This is a genomic window from Nocardia nepalensis (assembly GCF_048910785.1).
GTDB classification, from domain to species: Bacteria; Actinomycetota; Actinomycetes; order Mycobacteriales; family Mycobacteriaceae; genus Nocardia; species Nocardia nepalensis.
Genome location: NZ_JBKBET010000031.1, coordinates 489282 through 510580, shown reverse-complemented (window position 1 = coordinate 510580; position 21299 = coordinate 489282). Strand labels below are relative to the sequence as shown.

The window sequence follows — 21299 nt, the reverse complement described above, 5'->3', positions numbered from 1 at the left end:
TGAGCCGGACCCCCGAATGGGGTGAGGTTCGTGCACCCAAGGTGGAACCGGAACACCGCTGACGCGGTGACCGCGACGGCTACGCTCCCGGCGACTGCGCGGCTCGCAGCCGTATGGCGCCTTCCCGAACCCTGGCCAGTGCGGCCAAATTCTTCTCGACCTCGGCGGCACGCTTTTCCCGTTCGGCGAACTCCATTTTGGCTGCCTCCTGCGTCGCCTTCATCGAGCTCTGCAGCGATGCGAACGCCTGATCGGCGGATTCCTTGAAGTGATCGCGCAGCTCCCGCTGCACATTCCGCAGGCGGTCGCGGGAGAGCTTGTGCACCTGGAAGGACACGTCGTCGACGTACTTTCGGAGCGTGAGCTGAGCTACGTTGCGGCGGCGGGCCAGTCGTGCGGCGCGGTCCTGCTGGTAGGCCTTCACGCCGATCACGACGCCGGCTCCGATCGTGATCGGGTTCATCATCGCCGCGCCGACCATGGTGGCGCCCATGCCGATCATCATCGCGCCGCTGTAGCCACTGCGGAGCGCGGTCAGGCCGCGGTCCGCCAGCGAAACTTTGATATCGCGCCGCTCGCCGATCTGCAGTCGAGGATCGATGAGGTCGCCCTCGCAGATGGCCTCTAGCGCGGGCAGATCGACGGTGTTGCCGTCCACCGCGAACGATGCGGCCACCCGCTCGGCCAGTGCCTGAGCGGACTGGTACGCCCAGACGAAATTGTCGCCGACCGCGGCGCTCACCTGTTGCTGCACCCAGTCGGTAAGTAGCGGCCATTTCTTGTCCGGATCTCCGTCCGCGAGCTCGGACTCGATGTGCTTGTTGATGCCCCGCAGCCGTTCCCTGAGGTCATGGTCGATCTCGGAATTGAGGTCCGCGACACCGTCGTTCAATACCTGCTGCCACGACCTCGCCGATTTGGCCTGCGCGTCCGACATCTCCTGCCGAGCCTTCAACTCGTCGGCCATGCGCTGGTGGAACTCTGGGTCGCGCAAGGCATTCAATTCCGCCTCGAACGGCACCGTCAGATGGTGCGCGACCGACTCGAGGTCCCGCGCCATCCGCACGCGCCGCTTGATTGCCATGTCGGCAAGACCCTCGGTGCGCAGGAACCCGAGCAACTCTGGATAGCCGGATTCGGCATTGAGTTCCTTGTCGCCCAGGCGCACGGCGTGGCCGCGCAGCATCGACGAAACCGGAATGATTCGGCAGTCCACCCCGGCATCGGCGAGGTGGCGCCGGTCGGCGTCCGCGATTCGGCGCCATTCGGGGTAGATGTCGACCTTGGTCAACGCGATGACGGCCGTGGGGCACAGGCCGATCACCTGCCGCACGAACCGGAATTCGGGTTCGGTGAACTCCTGGCTGGCGTCGGTGACGATAACGACGGCATCGGCCAGCGCCACCTCGTTCAATACTCGCGGGGCATGCCGCTGGCCGACGCCGCCGACACCGGGAGTGTCGACGAGGGCCACCCCCTTCGGCAGCGTCGCGGTATCGACGCCGACCTCCGCGCATACGACTTGGCGGCCTTGCGCGCGCGGAGATTCCGCCAGATCGGACTGCAGTTCACCGAGTGGCAACGGTGCCGCGACGGGAGTTTCGTCGTGCGGCATCTCGACGACCAACTTCGCGGCTGTTTCGTCCGCGTGCCGGACGACGGTGACCACCGAGGTGGCGCGGCGGTCACCGACTACGCAAACCTGCTCGTTGAGCAGGGCGTTGATCAGTTGGCTCTTGCCCTTCTGGCGCAATCCGACAAAGGCGACCCGCATGGACGCTTCGGCGGAGCGACGCTGCACGGCACGGAGGGTGCCGAGCAGGTCTTCCCGGTCCGCCGATTGCGCGAGCCGAGTCAACCAATCGAACAGGGGCGGGACGGTGGCGGCCGTATTTCGGCCGCCGCGGTTCTCACCTGCTGGCTTACTCACTGGAGCCGTCCTCCGATCGGTGGGCCCAGCCGACCCACCCGTCGGTAGTTGATCTGCTCGAATGATCAGAAGCTGTCGAAGGCATCGCCGATGGAGGCACCGATGTCGCCGAAGGTCTCGCCCGCGTCGCCTGCCATTCCGTCGCCCCAGCCGCCGTCGGAACCGGGGCTGTAGATGTCGTCGGGCGGCACATCGCCCATGGGTTGCTGGTCGATCGGCTGCTGATCCATGGGTTGCTGGTCCACCGGCTGCTGATCCATGGGTTGCTGGTCAACCGGCTGCTGATCCGCCGGGTTTGGTGCGGGGTCGGCGGGCGCGGGGGTGCCGTTGAGTTGGTTGAGGATGTCGTCGATTGTGGGGATCTGGATGGGTTGGGGTGTCTGATCCGCCGGGTTCGGTGCGGGGTCGGCGGGGGCGGGGGTGCCGTTGAGTTGGTTGAGGATGTCGTCGATTGTGGGGATCTGGATGGGTTGGGGTGCCTGATCCGCCGGGTTCGGTGCGGGGTCGACGGGGGCGGGTGCGCCATTCAGCTGGTTGAGGATGTCGTCGAATCCCGGAATCTGGCCGAGCTGAGTCATCACATCCTGCGGATTGATCGTGACGTCGCCGGGAGCGGAAACCTGGCTCGGGTCGGTCGCCGCGCTGAATGTGTTTTCCTGTGCCAATTCCTTGCCTTCCATGGTTATCTGCTGTCGAAATGTGGATGGGGCCAATCCACGTCTGGACTTCCCTGTACCAATGGCTCGCGATCAATGGTCCGGGCTTATGGCGGCAGAAAATAGGCACCAGAGGGGGAGGAAGCCCACACCCTTGGTAGCGCGCGTGCGCCCCGAAGGTGATCGCCGCCTGCGAGGTCACCCGCGAGTGCGGCGTCTACGGCGATTTCGGCAAGGCATTCGTGTCTGCACCACGGCCACCATCGCCAGCGTCGAGACGGCGGGAAGACGACCTACCGCGTAGGGCTGGTCGTGGGCGAATGTGTCGCGCTCGTGGTGGGAGTGCTGGTGGCAGTCGAGGAGCCGCTGGCGCTCGCGGGAAGGCCGAGAGGGACCTTGATATAGGGCTTCAGCAGGGTTTCCCACGCCGCCTTTACTCTGTTGTATTCGTCGACGCATCCGGCTGCACGCTGAGGTGGCAGGAGCCCCTTTTCCTCTGGCTGACCCGGTTGGAGCACCAGACCGCCGAGCTTGTCGGGTAGCGCGCCGTAGTCCCAGCACACCAGGTTGTAGCCGCGTACCTGGGAGAGCGAGTGCTCGTCGGCGAAGCTGCGCGCGTCGAGACTTGCCGGATCGTCGGAGAGGTCGAACCAGAAGTCGGCCGCACCGGCCACCCCGATGACACCCGCGGTGCCGGGGGTGGTCAACTGGATCAGGGCGCCGAGTTGGTCTGCGGAGTCCTCCTCGCGTCCCGTGGCGGGCAGCGAATACAGGTTGATCGCCATATGCGCGGACTCGTGGAAGGTGATCATGCGCGTTATGCCGTCGAAGTACGCGTTGAAGTAGTCCATATTTCCCTCGGAATTCTGCTTCGCGTACTTCTCGGCAATCCCGATCATCTCGTAGCAGAGGACGATCTGCTGCTTCTGCGGGTCCCAGTAAGCGTTGAATTCGCCGCACTCCGTGCCGACGAGGGAAATGTCCTTCGGCAGCTTGTACACCGCGCCGAGGGCACTGGCCAGGTCTTCGATGACCTTATTGTCCTGAGCGAGCTTCTTGCCGTCTTTGGCCAGATCCGAAACCATCGCGCGCTCGTACTTGGGCACGAACTTTCCGGTGTCCGCCACCTGGCTCGTCGTCGCGGCGCTCGTCGTCGCGCCGCTGGTCGTCGCCTGCGACGCCGGTTTCCCCCCTTTATCCGTCGAACATGCGGCAGTCGCCGCAACCAGCATGGCCACAACCCCGGCCGATCGACACCATTTGGGAATCATTGCAATACGCCTCTCCAAATCGCAGGGCGCCCCGCTACGCGATGATTGCTACATGGTAGCAAGACCCGGCCTTCGGAGTCTGGTTTTTCTCGTATCGACGAGGCGCCGCCTCGGGGCGGGTGTGTACACCGAGGTGGTCGACAATTCGGTGTCGTGACCGAAAAGATGCCATTAGCTGCGAGAATTTGGTTTACGCAGGGCGTCTTCAAGCAGTTCGAGGAGCATATTTTCGGCGAGGCTCGTGCCCCCTGGCTGTCGTTCGCGGGCCCAGTTTCTCGGTCGGGCGCGGCATTGCTGTCGCGTAACCGACGAGTGGATGGGTGGACCGCGGGGGAGCTATTTGCCACTCGATTGCGGTAACCGATTCGGGGGAGTCGGCCCGGTGTGCGGCTATGCGTTGATGCCCGCGGTGAGGATGGCGGCCAGTTCTCGGTAGGCGTCGGCGTCGTCGAGTCCGGTTCGGGTGCGGACCGTGCCGCGCTGGATGCGGACCATCATGGTGGCGGCGAGGTCGGCGGCAAAGGCGGCGTGGACGTCGCGGAAGTCTCCCGCTTTCACGCCCTCGGCGATCAGTTCCTGGACGCGGCGGGCGGCGATTCGGGTGTTCTGCTGGTAGATCTCGCGCGCCGGGATGAACGCGTGCAGGTCGGCCATGAATTGGTCCGAGGCCGGGGCGAGTGCGGTGCCGACGGCGGATAGGTAGGCGGTGATGCGTTCGCGCGCGGTGGTGATCGGCGCGATGGCTGCCTCTACGTTCTCGGTGGCGCGGCGGAAGAAGTGCACGGTCGCGGCCCGGACCAACTGCTCCTTGCTTTCGGCGAGGGTGTACAGCGTCGATTTGGAGCAGCGCAGGCGGGCGGCGATCTCGTCGAGAGTCAGGTGCGCGAAGCCCTCGGTCAGGAACAATTCGACCAGGGTGTCGAACAGTTCGGTGCGTCTGCGGGTGGCGAAGCCGACGCCACTGGGCTGGTCCATGACAAGGAATAGTACTGAAGTGCTCCTTGCAGTACTGTCTAGGCAAACAGTACTCTGCACAGTAATTCAGTACTGTATTTCGTAGTCGAGGTGATGTGTGGCCGTCGAACGCTTGCTGCCCAGCGAAGAAGCGCATGAGCTGATCCAGCTCACGCGGGATATCGCCGACAAGGTCCTCGCTCCGGTCGTGGATCGGCATGAGCGCGAGGAGACCTATCCGGAGGGTGTGTTCGCCACGCTGGGGGAGGCGGGGTTGTTGAGCCTGCCGTACCCGGAACAGTGGGGTGGCGGCGGTCAGCCGTACGAGGTGTATCTGCAGGTGCTCGAGGAGATCGCCGCGCGGTGGGCGGCGGTGGCGGTGGCGGTGAGCGTGCACAGCCTGGCTTGCCATCCATTGTTGGCGTTCGGTACCGAAGAGCAGAAGCGGCGGTGGTTGCCGGAGATGTTGGGCGGCAATCTGATCGGCGCCTACAGCCTGTCCGAGCCGCAGGCCGGCTCCGATGCGGGTGCGGTCGCGTGCAAGGCGACGGCAGTCGAGGACGGCTACCGGATCAACGGGACCAAGGCGTGGATCACCCATGGTGGCAAGGCCGACTTCTACAACCTGTTCGCCCGCACGGGCGAGGGTTCGCGCGGCATCAGTTGCTTCCTCGTGCCGGACGACACCGCGGGACTGAGCTTCGGCAAGCCGGAGCAGAAGATGGGCCTGCACGCGGTGCCGACCACGACCGCCCACTACGACGATGCGTTCATACCCGCCGAACGCAGAATCGGGGACGAAGGGCAGGGCCTGCAAATCGCTTTGAGCGCACTGGATTCCGGACGACTCGGTATCGCCGCGGTCGCCACCGGACTGGCGCAGGCGGCGCTGGACGAGGCCGTCGGCTACGCCAAGGAGCGCTCCGCGTTCGGCAAACCGATCATCGATCACCAGGGGCTGGGGTTCCTGCTGGCGGACATGGCCGCCGCGGTCGACTCCGCGCGCGCGACCTATCTGGATGCCGCGCGGCGTCGTGATGCCGGTTTGTCGTATTCGCGGCAGGCGAGTGTGGCCAAACTGGTCGCGACCGATGCGGCGATGAAGGTGACCACCGATGCGGTGCAGGTGTTCGGCGGCTACGGCTATACCCGTGATTTCCGGGTCGAGCGCTATATGCGCGAAGCCAAGATCACCCAGATCTTCGAGGGCACCAACCAGATTCAGCGTCTGGTGATCAGCCGGTCACTGGCCAAGTGACCGGCTGAGCATCGAAGTGCCTAGGGCACCTGATAGGTGCGCTGGATAGTGAGCGATGCGGCCAGTAGGCGGGAATTGTTCGGGTCGGTCGGATCGATGCCGGTGAGTTCGGCGATGCGGCGCAATCGATAGCTGAAGGTGTTGGGGTGCACGTGGAGTCGGGCGGCCGCGGCCTTGCGGTCGGAGCCGTGGCGTAGGTGGGCCTCGAGCGCTTCCAGTAGATGTGGATTGCGTAGCAGTGGGGTGATCCGCTCGGCCAGCCGATCGCGGGCGTGACCCGGTCGGGTGAGTTGGTATTCGAGTAGCAGATCATCGAGTCGGTAGGTTCCGGTCGGGCGGCCGAGTAGGCGTGCGAGCGTGGCGAGTTCGGCGACCTCCTGCGCGGCATCCGGCAGGTCGGCGCGGGGGACCGCCGCGCATTCGGCGAGATGGGCTGGGGCGCTGAACTGTTCGGCCAGCTCGGCTGCCAATCCCGCGTGGCGTGCGGGCTCGGGGCCATCGGAATGCGCTGGCAGCAAGGCGATTCCGGTGGTTCCGTCGAATGTCACGAGGGCGGTGCCATTGCTGAGCGCGTCGAGTGTGCGGTGCAGGATTCGGATGCGGCGGCGGGCCAGCAGATCGGCCACCGAGGTCGGTTGGTCGTCGGATTGGATGTGAATGCCCAGCACGGTATAGCGTTCGGTCAGCGGTGTGTCGGCGCGGGCGGCGTGTTCGTCGGCGGAGTGGCCGCGCAACAGCGCCGAGCACAGTTCCCGGCGCGCTTCGCGCTCGGCGTTATAGATGGACTGCTCGACCTCGGTGTATGTCTCGACCACTGTGTTGTTGATGTGTTTGAGCAGGTCGAGCAGCCGCGAGCCCACCACGACCAGGTCCGCCATCTCGGAAGGCGCGGCGAGCGCGGCCGCCTCCGCGAGCACCGATTGGGCCGAATCGTGGATCGCGTCGATCAGAATCCCGAGCGGGAAGCGGTCCTCGGCATGCCGTTCGGCGACTGGTGCGACGAAGAGCGCGACTTCGGCCCTGGTGAACTCGCGTTGCGCGCCGATGGCCTGCAGGACCGCGCGCCCGCACGCGTAGATGGCGGGCAGAACCTCGGCGGTGAAATGCCCCTCGGGCAATTCCGTCGCGGCGGGCGTAGCGCCGAGACCGGCGGCGAACATGCGCTCAGCGATCTGCGGCCAACGGGTCAAGAGTCTGGTCACCAAAGGGGCGTCGGCGGTGACCGCGGGCGGAGCGACTGACATGTGTCGATTGTTGCCGACGACAGGCCCGGCGACGGCGTTTCAGGGCTGGCGGCCAGAACTTTGTCACCGACGACAACCAGTCGCCGACTTTCTTCGTACGGCAGTGCAGTGACGACCGAGACCGACCGGTTCTACATTTCGATTAGCCGCAATCACGATGGCCCCCATCACATTTCGAGGTGGATGTGCTGCGCGTCATAGGGCCGGAGTGCTGCGCGGACGATCGGATGGGAAGTACGAAATGTTTGCAACGAAGCAACGGGGCTGCCGCGCCTTCGCGGGCGCAGCCCTCATCGCGGGACTGGCCGTGGCGCACGGGCTCGGGATCGGAGCGGCGGGAGCGGAGCCCGCCGTCGAATCCGACCAGCAATTCCTCGCGGAGCAGATCACCGCCGGCCTGACGCCTGCTCCGGATGGGCGACAGCCACAGGCGATCGTGGATACCGGCAGCGGATCCGGCTGGGCCAAGAGCACGTCGTCCAGCACCGTCGGCGAGGGTCCCGAAATGGCTGCGGCCCTAGCGGCTTTCGCCTACAGCCTCACCCACCCCGATGCCGCGCCCGCGGGTGCGAACCATTGGGACTGCAAACCGAGTGCCGAACATCCGAATCCGGTGGTGTTGCTGCACGGCACCTGGCTCAACGCCTTCGACACCTTCGCGTATCTCTCGCCGCGGTTGGCGCACGCGGGATTCTGCGTATTCGCCTTCAACTTCGGGCGCTCAGGGCTGCTGGACGGCGGTGGGATCGGTGCGGTGCTGCCCGGACGTTACGGGCTTGGGCCGATGGCCGAATCCTCCCACCAGCTCGCCGATTTCGTAGAGCGGGTGCGGGCGGCCACGGGCGCGGAGAAGGTCGATATCGTGGGTCACTCGCAGGGCGGCACGGTGGCGAATCAGTATCTGAAGTTCGACGGGGGCGCCGATAAGGTCGGCAAGCTCGTCACCTTCGGCGCCACCCACCACGGCACCTCGTTGATGGGCATCGCCACGCTGGGGCGCGCCATCAATAACCTCGGTGTGAACATTCTCGGGTTCTACGAGCCGATCGTCGGGCTGTCGAATATCGAACAGGCGGTGGGGTCGCCGTTCTATGCGCGGCTGAACGCGAACGGCGATACCGTGCCCGGTGTCGAGTACACGGTCGTCGGGTCGCGATACGACGAGGTCACCAACCCGTACAACTGGACATTCCTGCAACCGGGTCCCGATGCCACGGTGCGCAACATCACGCTGCAAGACGGCTGCGAACAGGATCTATCCGACCACCTGACGATCATGTACTCACCGCGCTCGGCCGCCATCGCCCTCAACGCCCTCGATCCCGCGGCGAATCCGAACTCGGACTGCAGCTTCAACCCGTGGCTGATCGGGGGCGGCGGCACCTTCTGAGCCGACGGCCCATTCAGATGTCAGGGGAGATCGCTCCGGCCACCGAGCACATCGTGCGGCATCTACTCGACACGGTTGCCCCGCGGCACCGCACACCGGGCAGCGTGCTGCGCGAAGAGATCAGCAGCACCGTCGCGACCTGCCTCGACCTGCTGGCGGATGGCTTCGAGGAGCCATCCGACCGGATGAGCCGCATTCGCGGCGCCGCGACACGGTGGGCGGGCGTCGGGTTTCCGATCGACGCCGTCCACCGCTTGGTGCAGGAGGGGTTCCGCCTGCATCTCGAAGCCCATGTGCTTGGTGCCGTGCCGAAACTCTTGCAGTACAACGACATACGCCGACTGGTCGACGCATTGCACGCGGTCACCGCGGCGGTGTCGCTGGCCTACCTGGAAACCGTCTCGGCGGTGCCGACCACGGACGACCCGGCCTCGCGCGCCGTCGCGGTTGCCCTGCTGGATGGGCACCGACCATCGAAGATCGCCCGCGAATACGGTGTGACCGTCGCGGACAGCTACACCGTCCTCGCGGTGGCGGTCGACGGCCGTGCCGCGAAGCCAATGCCGGGATCGACAGTGCCGCAGCGAGTCCGGAATGAATTGGCGCTACTGTGCGGCGAGCCGGTACCAGCCCTCATCAGCGCACGCGGCGGAACCATCCTGGTGCCGGGCATCGCGGACCATGCCTTGGACGATCTGGTCAGCGCGGTGACGTCGATAAGGGCCACCGCCGTGCTCGCGACATCCGAGCAGATCCCGGCCGCTGCCCGTCTTGCGCACGAACTGTTGGACATAGTTCAGCGCCTGCGTGCCAGGCATGGCCTCTATCACTTCGATGAGCTGGCCGTCGAATACCAGCTCACCCGCCCGGGCCCGGGCCGGGACCGTCTCGCCGCGCTACTCGACCCGCTGGAGGACTATCCGGAGTTGTTCCAGACCCTGCGCGAACACATCCGCAATGACCTCAACAGGCGGTTGACCTCCCAATCCCTGCACATCCACCAGAACACCATCGACCATCGCCTCAAGCGAATCGGGCAGCTGACCGGACTCGACGCGACCGGACCGACCTCGCTATGGCGCCTGCGCGCCGCCCTTATCGCTCGCAACTACACCCGCCCTGATTCGGTGTGAGCGCATCGCCACGGCTTGGTGGACGGAAAACCAGGTGATATTTGTCGGTGCCGACCGTAATACTGACGCGCGCCCGATGAATTCGAGCCGATGGTTCCGTCTCAACCACTGTGGCGCTGGGACGCGATCAGGGCGACTCGGCGACGGGCCACACGTATTGCTGTCGACATGCACTGGAGGTTCACCCGATGCCAGCCGAAATTTCCGCTCCCACCTCGCGAGGGCGGACGCCGACCGTCATCCGGGTGCTGGTACTCGCGACCTTCGTGGTGATCCTGAACGAGACCATCATGATCAACGCTATCCCGCGGCTGATGACCGACCTCGAGGTCACCGAGCGGGCGGCGCAGTGGGTGTCCACCGCGTTCATGTTGACGATGGCCGCCGTCATTCCGACCACCGGCTGGTTCCTGCAGCGGGTATCGACCAGACGGGCCTATGTCGTGGCGATGGGGGTCTTCCTGGCCGGTACCGCGCTCTCGGCCGTCGCACCCGCATTCGCGGTGCTGCTGCTCGGTCGGATCATTCAGGCGGGCGGCACGGCGGTGATGATGCCGCTGCTGATGACCACACTCATGACCGTCGTGCCCGAACAGGACCGCGGCCGGGTGATGGGCAATGTCACCCTGGCCATTTCGGTGGCGCCCGCCCTGGGTCCGGTCGTCTCCGGATTGGTGCTGCAGATCGGTTCGTGGCGTTGGCTTTTCGTGCTGGTGCTGCCGATCACGGCGGTGGTCACCTGGCTTGGCCTGCGTCGGCTGGAGAACGTCGGTGAACCGCAAGCCGGGGCGATCGACTGGTTCAGCGTGGTGCTCGCCGCGCTCGGATTCGGTGGGCTGGTATTCGGGCTCAGCCGGTTCGAGAGCGATAACCTCACCAGCCCGGCTCTGATCGTCGCGGCGGGGTTGGCCCTTATCGCGGCATTCGTGTTTCGTCAGCTGCGCCTGCAGCGCACCGGCACGCCGCTGCTGGACCTGCGGGTTCTGCGTTCGGGCACCTACGCGAAGGCGCTGGTGCTGATGTCGGTCGCGTTCATGGCGATGCTCGGTTCGATGATCCTGCTGCCGCTGTATCTGCAGAACCTGCGTGGCCTGAGTCCCTTGCAGACCGGCCTGCTGGTGATGCCGGGTGGGCTGGCGATGGGTCTGCTCGGACCGACCGTGGGTCGCCTGTTCGACCGGCTCGGTGGACGCATGCTGGTGATTCCCGGGTCGGTCGGCATCGCCGCATCGTTGGCGGGGTTCACCCAGATCTCGATGAGCATGCCGTATTGGCAGCTGCTGGCCCTGCATATCCTGCTGATGGTTTCGCTGGCGGCAACCTTCACCCCGGTCTTCACACTCGGCCTCGGCGCGCTCCCGCAGCACCTGTACTCGCACGGCAGCTCCATGCTGGGCACCCTGCAGCAGGTCGCCGCGGCCTTCGGCACCGCCCTGGTGGTGACGGTGATGTCGGCCCGCAGCACCGGCCTCGTCGCCGACGGCGTCGACCTCGTCACCGCCCATCTCGAGGGCATGCGCCTGGCCTTCTTCGTCTCCGCCGCCCTGACACTGATCGTGATCGCCATGGCAACGCTCCTGCCGAGCCGCGCGGCCGCCCCGGCAACAGCCGACGAGCCCGAAACCGCGGTCCCCAACCTGGTCGAGAGCTGACCACGATTCGGCACAACGAAACCGCTGGTTGCCCTGGTGCGCCAGCGGTTTCGTTGTCGGGAGGTCCACAAGGATGATGAAAAAGATATCGACCCCAACGAATCCGCCTCCGACCCCGGGCATGTTCGCCTGGAAAAGCGCAACGGCGAGTACGGCTACTGCTCGTAACCCCTCGATGTCGGGCCGAAATCTCCCGCGCGGTGTCGCGGCGGGCATGTGATCAGCCCGCCGTTTTATCAATCCGCCGCTCGCCGCCACCGTCATGGGCGGCATTGTTACTGGAGACAGGTCAACCAGGCCGCGAAGGGCACACGGCGGTACTCTGCTGGGCCACTCGAGGTTGGACCGAATCACCGGGTCCTGTCACGTGCTCCTAGCCCTCCACTCGTTACCCCAAGTCATCCCATGTCCACAGGGTGGCGGCGCTTGCGTCTGGTTCTCGTCCGAACCGGAATATCTCGTGATGATTACCTATTTCCATGAATCGATCGAACATGCCAGCGTTAGGCAGCCGCTCGATCAGAGCTGCGACCTGGCCGTCGGCCTTCGAAAGTTGAAGGGCGTTGATCAGCCTGATTACGCGATACGGATCGTCGAGGTGTGTGCGTTCTGCAGGATTGCGGGATAGCAACATGGCGACATGGGTGTCTGCGCCTGTCTTTTGAAGGGCCTCGAGTAGATCGGCGACGGCACCGGGGTCGCCGAGCACGGTGTGTTCTGCGGGGTTGCGAGACAGCAGCGTCGCGATTTCGGTTTTCGCTCCGATTTCCTGCAGTTCCTCCAATAGTTCGGCCACTGCACGGGGATCGGTGAGGGGCGTGTGTTCGGCTGCCTTGTCGGCCAGTGTGGCGAGTTGGGTGTCCGCGCCCGCCTTCCGAAGGGCGTTCAGTAGGTAGGCGACGGCACCAGGGTCATTGAGGTCTGCGTGTTCTGCGGGGTTGCGCAACAGCAATACATCGACCTGAACGTCTGCGCCCAAGTCGCGCAGAACCTCTAGCAAGTAGCCGACAGCCCCGGGGTCGTGGAGGTCTGCGTGTTCTGCAGGGTTGCGCGACAGCAATACAGCAACGAGGGCATCGGCGGCGCCTCCTCCTCGACATGACTCAAGGACGTCTGCGACGTCAACGGTGTTGGCGAGGGGGATGTGTTCTGCGGGGTTGCGTGCCAGTAGTTTGGCCAATGCGGTGCCTGCGCCCGCCCACCGCAGGTTTGAAACCGTCGCGGCTACGGCATCGGGATCGGCGATGGGCGTGTGGTCTGCGATCCGATCCGCCAGCATGTCGAACTGGGCGTCAGCGCCCACCTCCCGCAGGGTTTCCAGTAGGTAGGCAGCGGGCAGCGACTCGTCAAGGCGGACTTCTACTGCAGGGTTGCGTAACAACAGTGCGGCAATTTCTGTGTCCGCGCCCACGCCCTGCAGAGCCCTCAGCAGAGAACGTACGGCAGTCGGATCTTGGAGGTCTGCGTGTTCTGCGGGATTGCGTGACAGCAGGGTGGCAAGTGGACCGTCTGCGCCCATCTCCCGCAAGGTGTTCAGTAGCTGGGCGACAGACCATGCGCGATCGAGACTGACGCGTTCTGCGGGATTGCGCGACAGCAGTGTGGTAATTGCGGTGTGTGCGTCCGCGTTCGTGAGAGCCGTCAGCACCCATTCAACATGGGATGGGTTTTCGAGCTTCACGTGCTCTGCAGCCCAGATAGCAGGGCGATGGTCTTCGGGGAGTATCGGTTGTATGTGTTCGATCAGTGCGGCTGCGGCCCGGCCATCGCCGTGGAGTGTCGCCTCTTTCCACAGGCGAGCGGCGTCGATGCGGAGACCGCGGTTCCATGCGGCATCCCCGAGGCGTGCCAGATCGCGGGGAAGGGCGTGGCGCGCAACTACTTCCCAGAAGCCGACCGGGGGAATCTGCTCAGCACGCTGAATGCGACCGTACTGGTCGAGGTAGTCGGCGAGCTGATACTGCGGACCGCTGTCCGTTGACGGTTCTCTGACGCGGTCGGGGGGCACTCGGCTATCGGCCGACAGTCGGCGCGGGCAGGTACGGATCCGGGTCACGGGCCCCTGGGCTCCTTTACACGAACGGCCAGCTTCCGCTAAGGCCTGCTCCAGCCAATCGTCCTCGAGCCCGTCCCAGTTTGCATCCGAGATATACATCGGTGTGGCGTCGCGAAAAAATTCCAATGGCACTGCGTTGCGGTAGCCCATCCGGCGCAGGTCCATCGCTACCTCGATAGTTGCCTTGGCTGCGGGCGACGAGGAGAAGCGATACCGCTCTATTAGCTCCGGTCCTCCGGCCAGGTACTGGGTGATCTCGCCGTCCTCGGCGCGGCTGAAAGCCAGGGCCAACCGCCGATCCGCACCAGCCGCTTGGCGAACCGCTTCCAAGTCCGCGCCGGTGAAGCACTCTGGCACAGAGATCACGTTACCGTCCAATAGCTTTCGCACCTGCGATGCTGGATCCCGGCACAGATTGTTGTGATGGACTGGCCACAGCGTGCCCAGTATCAGCACGGGTGCTCGCGCGGAGTCAGCGAGTATGCGACGTAGCTGCGTGGCGGCCTCTTCGTCACCGGTGTCGGTTCCGTTGCCCAGGTATTTTTGGGTTTCGTTCAGCCACACCACGGTCCGGGGCCGCACCTCTGTAAGCGTATCTACGGCACCGCGCCGTGTCGGATCCAGAGGATGCCACAATCGCCAGCCCCCCGCGTCACGCAACGGCCTCAGAGACTCCCACAAAGCCCTGGTCTTGCCTGCCGACGATCCAGCCACCAAGACCGCCATGGCGCTGTTGCCCACAGCTGCCCGCATCACAACGTCTGCCAGTTTGTCGTCGTGCTTACGTCGGACATACGGGGGCAGCGATGCAGTCTCGTCGGCGACGCCCAGGGAGATCGGCCGGTGCACTTCCAACTCGAACGGATCAGTGACCTTGCTCAAAGGCACGCCAGGCACCACGGTCTTGGCTCGGCCGTGGGCCCGCTGCCACGCTGGCAATTCCGCGTCGACGACGCCGCAGGCGGTCAGCACCCGCGCGAGCGTCCCCCACCGCGGGAGGTCAGTCCGGCCACTGACAAGGTCGTGCAGTGTCCCTTTGCTGACCCCTGTCCTTTCTGCAAGTACGTCGTAGCTCAGGCGCGTGCGCCGGACCAGAATCTGGAGCGCGACACGGAGTTCCTCTCGAGTGCCGATGTCTGCTGCTTCGACCACTGCTGCCTCATCCGTTTCGTTCGGTTTCGTTCGGAGCAAAACACCACATACCGATGGCCGCCAGTCAGTTTGAGCGACTTCGCCAATCGTGATGCGCCCGAACGTCTAACACATCGATCGTTGACATGTGACCAACATCCTCGCCGTCATCGGCACTATCGTTCTCATCCTGCGAGCTGCCACCATTGTGTCCGGTGCGCTCGCTGAACTTCTGCGCTCCTGCCAGCCCGTAGTCACCGAGCTGCGCGCACTGCGTAACGAATGCAACGGCGGTCAAGGTGTTTAACACCAGTGATTGGGGAGACTCCTGTTCACTCGCTCGACAGCGTTCGAAATCGCCAGCGGTGGTTGATGATTGGTGCTAGTCCCGGTTGGTATCAGGGTCTGGCTGCCTGTCGGCGGGGTCAACCTGACAAGACGACGCTAATGTTCGGTGGCAAGCCCCTCAGGGGCGCGGCAGTGCGATCGGGAGGATCGAGAAAACCGAACCCGGCACGGCGCAGCATTGCCGCATGCAAGAACCCCCGGTGTCCGAGGGCTCGTGGACTGACACCGGGGGTTCTGCCGTCCTGCATTCGCGGCGACGTGTGTGCGCGGGAAGATCTCTTCAGGTCGTGATCAGTGGGCGGCGGCCATGACCAGATCGCGGTAGGGCAGGCTGACGACGGGGTGATCGGCTATGCCGAGTTCGGTTTCGACCTCTTCGAGGTGGATGGTTGCGGCGTCGGTGTCTGCGGCGGTGACCTCGGTTTCGACGAAGGTTCCGGCGTGGGTGACGGCGTCGATGGCGACGATGATGTCGTCGTGTTCGGGGTGCTGGTAGATGGTTCGAGTTTTCTCGACGCGGACGAGTTCGACCATGCCGATGGCGGCGAGCAGTTGGTTGGCGGCTGCGGCTTGGTCGGGGCCGCTGAGGGTGACGTTGGTTTCGCGTTTGGCGATCACGTCGGCGTCGCTGTGGGTGGTGGCGTTGGATGGGGGTTTGTAGGTGATTTCGGCGAACCCGTCGCGGTTCCGAATGCGGAGGCATTCAACGGTTTTCATGTAGTCGACGTCGGGGCGGCTGTAGTAGGTGTCGACTTCGGTGAGGTGTCCGGCCTCGCGGTAGCCGAGCTGGGTGAGCCGCTGTCGGAGGAACCTGGGGTCGGGGAGTTCGCGTTTACGCTCGACCTCGATCAAGTGCATGGGGTGGATCATCCTCTCGTGTGGATGGCGGTGTGGACGCGGGCGAGGCTGGGTTTGGAGCAATGTTGGCGGATCGTTGCGAGTGCTTGCTGTAGTGCCTCGGAGTCGGTGACGGGGATGTTCTGGAACAACACCATCTGCTTGGCGTCGCTGAGTGGGTTGGCGAGGTTCTTGCCGAGGAATCGGTTGTAGTAGTGGCGTTCTCGCACGAAGACGTCTGTCGGTTGCACGGGCATGAGGACTGACGGCACACCGGTGTCGGTCTCGGCGGAGTGGACGGCGAACGCGGTGAGCAACTCGTCGGCGGTGAGGTAGGCGTAGGTCTCGCGGCCTTCGCGTTCGAGCCAGCTTCCCCAGATCTGGCTGCAGTCGTTGTTGCCGTGTTCGGCGGCTGCGAGGAACAGGTTCAGTGCGACATCGGTGATGGCGTCGAAGATGTCGCCGTCGATTACGTGGTGGTCGCTGTAGGTTTCGCTGACCGCCTGGATGTTGGCGCGGTCGTTGGTCGACAACCACGCGCTGTCGGTGAAGGCGAAATGCACGCGCTTGTGACCGGTGCGGAAGTCGATCCAGTCTCCCGAGAGTTGACCGTCGAGTATCGGCGTGAATCCCAGGATGCCCGAACGCCATACGTGATCACGCAGAGTGATGTAGTGGCGCTGTGCCTCGCGGAACAGTCCGATCGGGGCGTGGATGACGGCGCACACGCGGGGATCGAGTTCCGGGGCTGCGACAATGCGGGAGTTCTGGCGGACGATGACCTCATCGTCGTGATGGTGGTAGGGGTGGGTGCCGTGATGCAGGTAGTGCGGCAGGAACAGGCGCAGGAACTGCAACCACGATGGGCCGCTGTAGGACTGGACCGCGGGCTCGTGCAGTGACGTTCCGTCCACGGCGTACACGTCGCGGTAGACGAAGAAACCGTAGGGTTTCAGCACTCTCGGGAAGGTCCGGATCATCGTGTGCAGGCCGCTGTAGGCACCGCCGTAGGAGTAGACCTCGTGCAGCAGAGCCGACGCGCTGATGACATCGACGGGTTCGCTGACCAGCGTCGCGATGTCCTGCGCCCAGCCGCGTACCAGTACACACGTGCCGACTGTGTTGAAGCGGTCGATGGCCTGGGTGAGGGAGTGCGACGTTATGCCAGGTGCCTCGATGAGGGTGAGACGAACATCGCGGGGCTCGACCACGAGTTGGGATGCCAGGAATGCGACGGCCGCGCCGCCGCCGGGGCCGATCTCGACGACGTGCGGGGCGGCATCGGCAACCCGAGCAAGGGCACGATGGACGAGTAGTCCCTTCTCGTGGCCGTGGTCGTTGGCGGCCACGTCGAGGTAGGTTGCCTCGGATTTCTGTTGGTGGGCAAAGGAATTTGCTGTACCGATCATCGCGCACCGCTGGGTTCTGGTCTGGGAGTGTGGTCGGTCGACACGAGAGGGGTTAGGGCACGAGGGCGAGGCATTCGTAGGGCGATCGGGTAGTTCGGCAGTGCCATCGGCCGCGGCTACGAATGCGCTTCCGGCTACGAACCTCATTGGGGCTCCCGCGAGGTGTCCGGCTTCATCCGTCCGGCATCGATCAACGTTTGTCGAGCTGCTGCCTTGCGTGGGCACTGATCGGCGCGGCACTGCCTGTGGCGCTGCATGATCTGGTGAGCTTCGGGAACGCTCAGCGGGTGGTCGGGAGCCTCGTGTGGCCACCCGGCAGGCCACAGCCTGGTATCGGGCTGCTCGGCTCTGATGCGCTCGCGTCGGCGTTCGGCGCGCCACTCGGCCTGTACGCGGTCGATGATCGCTTGCGGTGACATTTCGTCTGCCTCGGTTTCTCGCCACCAGTTGAACCCCATGGTCATCCCCTACCGTGGTCGAACACATCGATCCCAACCTCTTGAACCGCACCGATGACTCCGGCGTCGAGGAGGGACTCGATAACGTTGCCGATGTCCTCGCCACGGGCAGCGATCATCTGAGTCCAGGTGAACTGATGGCCCGTTGAACCGTCCGGATAGATCGGCGTCCAAGTGCCATCGTCGTAGCGCACCCATCCACGGGGAAGTTCTTCGGACTCCTCGCTGACATCTGGCATGGCCCCCAACGCGGAAGCCAACCTGGTCAGCTTCTCCACATTGACATCCACTTCGCCTTGTACCCCCTTGAATTCGCACCCTGTGTGTTCGGTCGCAATCTCGCTCATTACCTCTGTTGCAACGCTTTCCAGCCCTTGCTGAACCGCGGAAAGGCTGGTGTGGAGCGGCATCGAGTTCACTGCGCATACCTCGTCGTTTCGAGTCATGAGTGGTGCCTCCCTGCGATTTTCGGATCGCGCCCGACGCCGGGGGCTTGCGCCACCCACCAGCGGCATTGCCGGTCGATGTGCCGAGATAGGAGTCGGCATCGGCCCGGCGCCGGACGCAGGTTCAGTCTGTGACCCAGTGCGCAGAGGTCGGTATATGTTTGATGCGGACAGAAAATCTGTCCGCATCCGAGGCTGCATCGGAACCGGTCCCGAACGACCAGGTCACAGAGGATGAAGCGATGGCCCAACAACCTCGTGAGCTGGCCGCTATGGAGTCGGTGCAGCAGTTCTTCGGCGCTGAACTGCGGCACTGGCGGCTGTTGCGGAAGATGTCGCTGAATCAGCTCGGCGCTATCAGTCACGACAGCGGTTCACTCATTGGCAAAGTAGAGAAGGCTCAACGGCGTCCGGGACGAGATTTCGCCCAGCGGATGGACGAAGCACTGGACACCAGCGGCGTTCTCGAACGCATGTGGGTAGACATGAATTCGCCAGCGCTACAAGAGAATTCACCCGTTCCTCTGGTAGCGGACGAGTCTAACGCGCCGTGGGTTGGCTGCGATGTGTTCGATCCGGTGCGCGAATGGTTGGACGAGACCGTTCCGGTCTTCGCCACAGGCGAGAACCATCGGCGTGTTGGCATAGCCGATATCGAGGTCATGTGGTCGATGTGCGAAGTGTTCTCAAATGCGGACCACCATCTCGGTGGCGGCTACGCACGAGCAACTCTGGCGCGGTTTCTTGATGACGTAGTCGGACCGGCGCTGTGTGGCTCGTACGACAGTCGCACCGCGCCCGAGCTGTTTGCAGTCGCGGCGCGACTGTGCGACCTGAGCGGCTTCATGTGCTTCGATTCAGCTCGGCAAGGACTGGGGCAGAAGTACTTTCGGCAAGCTCTGCGGCTGGCGAAGGCAAGCGGCAATGCCGCGTTGGGAGCGCACATCCTCACAGACATGTCGATGCAAGCGCACTACCTGAACCACACGAAGGAGGCGCTGTGGTTCGGCACCGCTGCGGTACGCGCGGCAGAGCAATCGGGTTCGCCGAGCAGTACCGCCAGGTGCAACGCAGTGCTAGCACGTGCGCACGCATTGAATGGCGACGCGACCGCTGGCGCACAAGCGATGCTGGAGGCAGAACGACGATTGAACCGTGCACGACCGGATGACGAGCCGGATTGGATTCGGTTCTTCACCGAGCGGCAACTGTCGGCAGAGTTCATGTATGTCGCGCACGATGGGCGGCGTGCTGTCGATGTCCAACAACGCGCACCGCTGGTTCTGGCGGACTCCGTTGGCATGGAGCGGCGGCAGGTGTTGGTAGCGGCGACCCTGGCGGCGTCCTACGTACCCGAACCCGGCGAGGCCACAGCGGGCCGCAGTGTCGAGATCGAGCAGGCATGCCAGGTGCTCCAAGACACGATGCGTGCCGCTCGGGGATTGACCAGCGCTCGTGGAATCGAGTCGATCAACGTCGTTCGTCGTCGCTTGGCACCGTACGCTGACCTACCTGTCGTCCAACACGTCGAGAACGAATTTCAAACAACAGTTGCACTGGTTGGGTAAGGCTGGCATGTCATCGGAAGAGTACGCGGCACTATCCCAGGCGTGCGAAGCTCGCGGGCTCGATTCCACTGGCGCGGAATTGATTCACCATTCGAGCAACGCTGTTTACGTCCTGCCGCGTCACGCAGCCGTTGGACGGGTGAGCACTAACGAGGCGGACCCGGACAGGCCGAGACGGACGTACGCGGTAACTCAGTGGCTGACGGCACGGCACAAATTCGGTGCGACAGCTCCCTTGCCTAACGTGGAACCGGTGCGAGTCAATGGCTATACGGTCGGTTTCTGGCAGTACTACCCGCAACTGCCCGACACCTCCGGACCGACATCGAAAGAGCTGGGAGGCCTACTGCGTTCGCTGCATGACCTACCTACGCCCGAGATCGAACTCCAACGATGGACGCCTCTCGCGTCTCTGCGCGGAGCACTGCTCGAGGACCGCGCAACTGGCACGATAAGCGATAAAGAACGGTCATGGCTGCTGCGGCGCATCGACGAGATTCGCAAGGAACTGAGTGAACTCGACTGGCCGTTGGGAGTCGGGCTTATCCATGGCGATGCCTGGGCGGGAAATCTGCTGTGGGACAGCCGAACAAATCCTGTGCGCGCGATACTCGGAGACTGGGACTGGGTCAGCATCGGGCCGCGAGAAGTCGACCTGATACCGACATGGCACGCCGCGGTGCGCTACGGCCGCGACGAGACGTGGGTTCAGAACTTCATCGAGGAGTATGGCTACGACTTATCGCAGTGGTCTGGATACCGAGTGCTACTAGACATGCGCGATCTTGTTCAGGTAACTGGCCCGCTGCGGCGAGCGACGGCGTCAGCAGAGCACGCCGACCGGTTGCAGCAACGAATCGATGACATCCGTGCAGGCAACCGGACGACCTCATGGAGCCAATACGTTCCGCGCGGACATTAGGCTTGACCTTCTGCTGTCCACGCCGATGGGCAACCCTTTCCGGGCATCGACGCGGTGGTCACGGTAGTGCGGTGAGTGCCTGGATGATCGTCCAGGCGTCTTCCTGGGGTCCTGACGTCCATGGGGCTGTTGGCTTGTGGATGCGGAGCGAGGCGATGCCATGTAGGACGCTCCATACGCGCAGTGGGTGCGTCCCTCCGTCGCCGGTGGTGTCGAGCAAGTTGCCGAGGCGGTCGAGTAGGTCCAGGCCCGGTCCGGGGCCGGTTTCGATTGGGGGATCGGGGCGTTCGAACAGTAGTTGGTAGGCGCCCGGATGGTTGTCGGCCCAGTCGAGATATGCCTCGACCAGCGAGCGGAGCCGGGCGGCGGGGTTTGCGTCGGTGGTTTCGTTGGCGTCGAGCGTGGCGCGGAGTCGACCGAACAGCTCTTCTGTGACGGCGTACATGAGTGCTTCCTGGGATGGGAAATGCATGTAGACCGCGCTGGGGGCGACACCGCATGCACGCGCGATCGCGCGCAGCGACGGGGCAGACGGGGCTTGGGGCTCCAGCAGCAGATCGATGGCCGCGGTGACCAGTTCTGCGCGCAGTTGTTCGCCCTCGCCGCGAGCCAGGCGTTGCCGCGTGGTGCTCATCG

At 64.3% G+C, this 21299-nt stretch carries 18 protein-coding genes; 8 read left to right on the top strand and 10 right to left on the bottom strand.

The window, feature by feature from the left end; all coding sequences use genetic code 11:
* Positions 1–79 precede the first annotated feature (79 nt).
* From ACHQ4I_RS27255 to ACHQ4I_RS27245, 3 genes are all read right to left on the bottom strand, one after another.
* Complete coding sequence (locus tag ACHQ4I_RS27255; RefSeq protein ID WP_420774698.1) at positions 80–1930, bottom strand: dynamin family protein; 1851 nt, start codon at positions 1928–1930, stop codon at positions 80–82.
* Positions 1931–1995: 65 nt separating this feature from the next.
* Complete coding sequence (locus ACHQ4I_RS27250; protein ID WP_420774697.1) at positions 1996–2610, bottom strand: hypothetical protein; 615 nt, start codon at positions 2608–2610, stop codon at positions 1996–1998.
* 269 nt (positions 2611–2879) lie between these two features.
* On the bottom strand, positions 2880–3713 hold the full coding sequence (locus ACHQ4I_RS27245; protein WP_420774696.1) for a DUF4344 domain-containing metallopeptidase: 834 nt from the start codon (positions 3711–3713) through the stop codon (positions 2880–2882).
* Between ACHQ4I_RS27245 and ACHQ4I_RS27240 the strand changes: the two genes are divergently transcribed.
* Complete coding sequence (locus tag ACHQ4I_RS27240) at positions 3703–4014, top strand: hypothetical protein (protein WP_420774695.1); 312 nt, start codon at positions 3703–3705, stop codon at positions 4012–4014. The two genes, ACHQ4I_RS27245 and ACHQ4I_RS27240, sit on opposite strands and share 11 nt — an antisense overlap.
* 233 nt (positions 4015–4247) lie before the next feature.
* Here the strand turns inward: ACHQ4I_RS27240 and ACHQ4I_RS27235 are convergent, their stop codons facing one another.
* Positions 4248–4832: a TetR/AcrR family transcriptional regulator gene (locus ACHQ4I_RS27235; protein WP_420774694.1), complete on the bottom strand. Its 585-nt coding sequence runs from the start codon at positions 4830–4832 to the stop codon at positions 4248–4250.
* A 97-nt stretch (positions 4833–4929) separates the two neighbouring features.
* Here ACHQ4I_RS27235 and ACHQ4I_RS27230 point away from each other — a divergent pair, with 97 nt between their 5' ends.
* Entirely contained in the window at positions 4930–6069 is a 1140-nt protein-coding gene (locus ACHQ4I_RS27230; RefSeq protein WP_420774693.1) for an acyl-CoA dehydrogenase family protein, read from the top strand.
* 20 nt (positions 6070–6089) lie between these two features.
* Here the strand turns inward: ACHQ4I_RS27230 and ACHQ4I_RS27225 are convergent, their stop codons facing one another.
* Positions 6090–7313 carry a PucR family transcriptional regulator gene (locus ACHQ4I_RS27225; RefSeq protein WP_420774692.1) on the bottom strand — a complete coding sequence of 408 codons (1224 nt, stop codon included), beginning with the start codon at positions 7311–7313 and terminating at the stop codon, positions 6090–6092.
* Positions 7314–7554: 241 nt separating this feature from the next.
* Between ACHQ4I_RS27225 and ACHQ4I_RS27220 the strand changes: the two genes are divergently transcribed.
* The 3 genes from ACHQ4I_RS27220 to ACHQ4I_RS27210 all read left to right on the top strand — a co-directional run bounded on the left by ACHQ4I_RS27220 (position 7555) and on the right by ACHQ4I_RS27210 (position 11488).
* Complete coding sequence (locus tag ACHQ4I_RS27220) at positions 7555–8703, top strand: esterase/lipase family protein (protein ID WP_420774691.1); 1149 nt, start codon at positions 7555–7557, stop codon at positions 8701–8703.
* Positions 8704–8720: 17 nt separating this feature from the next.
* Positions 8721–9836, top strand: coding sequence for a PucR family transcriptional regulator (locus ACHQ4I_RS27215; RefSeq protein WP_420774690.1), 1116 nt, complete (start codon positions 8721–8723; stop codon positions 9834–9836).
* Between the two features lie 188 nt (positions 9837–10024).
* Positions 10025–11488, top strand: coding sequence for an MDR family MFS transporter (locus ACHQ4I_RS27210; RefSeq protein ID WP_420774689.1), 1464 nt, complete (start codon positions 10025–10027; stop codon positions 11486–11488).
* 388 nt (positions 11489–11876) lie between these two features.
* Here the strand turns inward: ACHQ4I_RS27210 and ACHQ4I_RS27205 are convergent, their stop codons facing one another.
* On the bottom strand, positions 11877–14696 hold the full coding sequence (locus ACHQ4I_RS27205; RefSeq protein ID WP_420774688.1) for a helix-turn-helix domain-containing protein: 2820 nt from the start codon (positions 14694–14696) through the stop codon (positions 11877–11879).
* 127 nt (positions 14697–14823) lie between these two features.
* On the opposite strand from ACHQ4I_RS27205, the gene ACHQ4I_RS27200 reads away from it, so the two are divergent.
* The gene (locus ACHQ4I_RS27200) at positions 14824–14982 is read left to right on the top strand and encodes a hypothetical protein (protein ID WP_420774687.1); all 159 of its coding nucleotides are present in this window, start codon (positions 14824–14826) and stop codon (positions 14980–14982) included.
* Positions 14983–15314: 332 nt separating this feature from the next.
* On the opposite strand, the gene cyaB is transcribed toward ACHQ4I_RS27200, so the two are convergent.
* The 3 genes from cyaB to ACHQ4I_RS27185 form a co-directional block, all read right to left on the bottom strand.
* Positions 15315–15881 (bottom strand): class IV adenylate cyclase, encoded by a 567-nt coding sequence (gene cyaB / locus ACHQ4I_RS27195; protein ID WP_420774686.1) that lies wholly within the window; start codon positions 15879–15881, stop codon positions 15315–15317.
* An 8-nt stretch (positions 15882–15889) separates the two neighbouring features.
* Positions 15890–17269, bottom strand: coding sequence for a class I SAM-dependent methyltransferase (locus tag ACHQ4I_RS27190; RefSeq protein WP_420774685.1), 1380 nt, complete (start codon positions 17267–17269; stop codon positions 15890–15892).
* A 460-nt stretch (positions 17270–17729) separates the two neighbouring features.
* A complete protein-coding gene (locus ACHQ4I_RS27185) occupies positions 17730–18173 on the bottom strand; it encodes a hypothetical protein (RefSeq protein WP_420774684.1) in 444 nt (147 codons plus the stop codon).
* Between the two features lie 242 nt (positions 18174–18415).
* Between ACHQ4I_RS27185 and ACHQ4I_RS27180 the strand changes: the two genes are divergently transcribed.
* Positions 18416–19741: a helix-turn-helix domain-containing protein gene (locus ACHQ4I_RS27180; RefSeq protein ID WP_420774683.1), complete on the top strand. Its 1326-nt coding sequence runs from the start codon at positions 18416–18418 to the stop codon at positions 19739–19741.
* 7 nt (positions 19742–19748) lie between these two features.
* Positions 19749–20663, top strand: a complete 915-nt coding sequence (locus ACHQ4I_RS27175; RefSeq protein WP_420774682.1) for a phosphotransferase family protein — start codon at positions 19749–19751, stop codon at positions 20661–20663.
* A gap of 58 nt (positions 20664–20721) precedes the next feature.
* On the opposite strand, the gene ACHQ4I_RS27170 is transcribed toward ACHQ4I_RS27175, so the two are convergent.
* Positions 20722–21297 (bottom strand): TetR/AcrR family transcriptional regulator, encoded by a 576-nt coding sequence (locus ACHQ4I_RS27170; RefSeq protein WP_420774681.1) that lies wholly within the window; start codon positions 21295–21297, stop codon positions 20722–20724.
* Positions 21298–21299: the final 2 nt, after the last annotated feature.

Coding starts and splice junctions, on each gene's coding strand:
- ACHQ4I_RS27250 (WP_420774697.1), bottom strand. CDS start 2,610: ATGGAAGGCAAGGAATTGGCACAGGAAAACACATTCAGCGCGGCGACC.
- ACHQ4I_RS27235 (WP_420774694.1), bottom strand. CDS start 4,832: ATGGACCAGCCCAGTGGCGTCGGCTTCGCCACCCGCAGACGCACCGAA.
- ACHQ4I_RS27225 (WP_420774692.1), bottom strand. CDS start 7,313: ATGTCAGTCGCTCCGCCCGCGGTCACCGCCGACGCCCCTTTGGTGACC.
- ACHQ4I_RS27220 (WP_420774691.1), top strand. CDS start 7,555: ATGTTTGCAACGAAGCAACGGGGCTGCCGCGCCTTCGCGGGCGCAGCC.
- ACHQ4I_RS27215 (WP_420774690.1), top strand. CDS start 8,721: ATGTCAGGGGAGATCGCTCCGGCCACCGAGCACATCGTGCGGCATCTA.
- ACHQ4I_RS27210 (WP_420774689.1), top strand. CDS start 10,025: ATGCCAGCCGAAATTTCCGCTCCCACCTCGCGAGGGCGGACGCCGACC.
- cyaB (WP_420774686.1), bottom strand. CDS start 15,881: ATGCACTTGATCGAGGTCGAGCGTAAACGCGAACTCCCCGACCCCAGG.
- ACHQ4I_RS27190 (WP_420774685.1), bottom strand. CDS start 17,269: ATGATCGGTACAGCAAATTCCTTTGCCCACCAACAGAAATCCGAGGCA.
- ACHQ4I_RS27185 (WP_420774684.1), bottom strand. CDS start 18,173: ATGACTCGAAACGACGAGGTATGCGCAGTGAACTCGATGCCGCTCCAC.
- ACHQ4I_RS27180 (WP_420774683.1), top strand. CDS start 18,416: ATGGCCCAACAACCTCGTGAGCTGGCCGCTATGGAGTCGGTGCAGCAG.
- ACHQ4I_RS27175 (WP_420774682.1), top strand. CDS start 19,749: ATGTCATCGGAAGAGTACGCGGCACTATCCCAGGCGTGCGAAGCTCGC.
- ACHQ4I_RS27170 (WP_420774681.1), bottom strand. CDS start 21,297: ATGAGCACCACGCGGCAACGCCTGGCTCGCGGCGAGGGCGAACAACTG.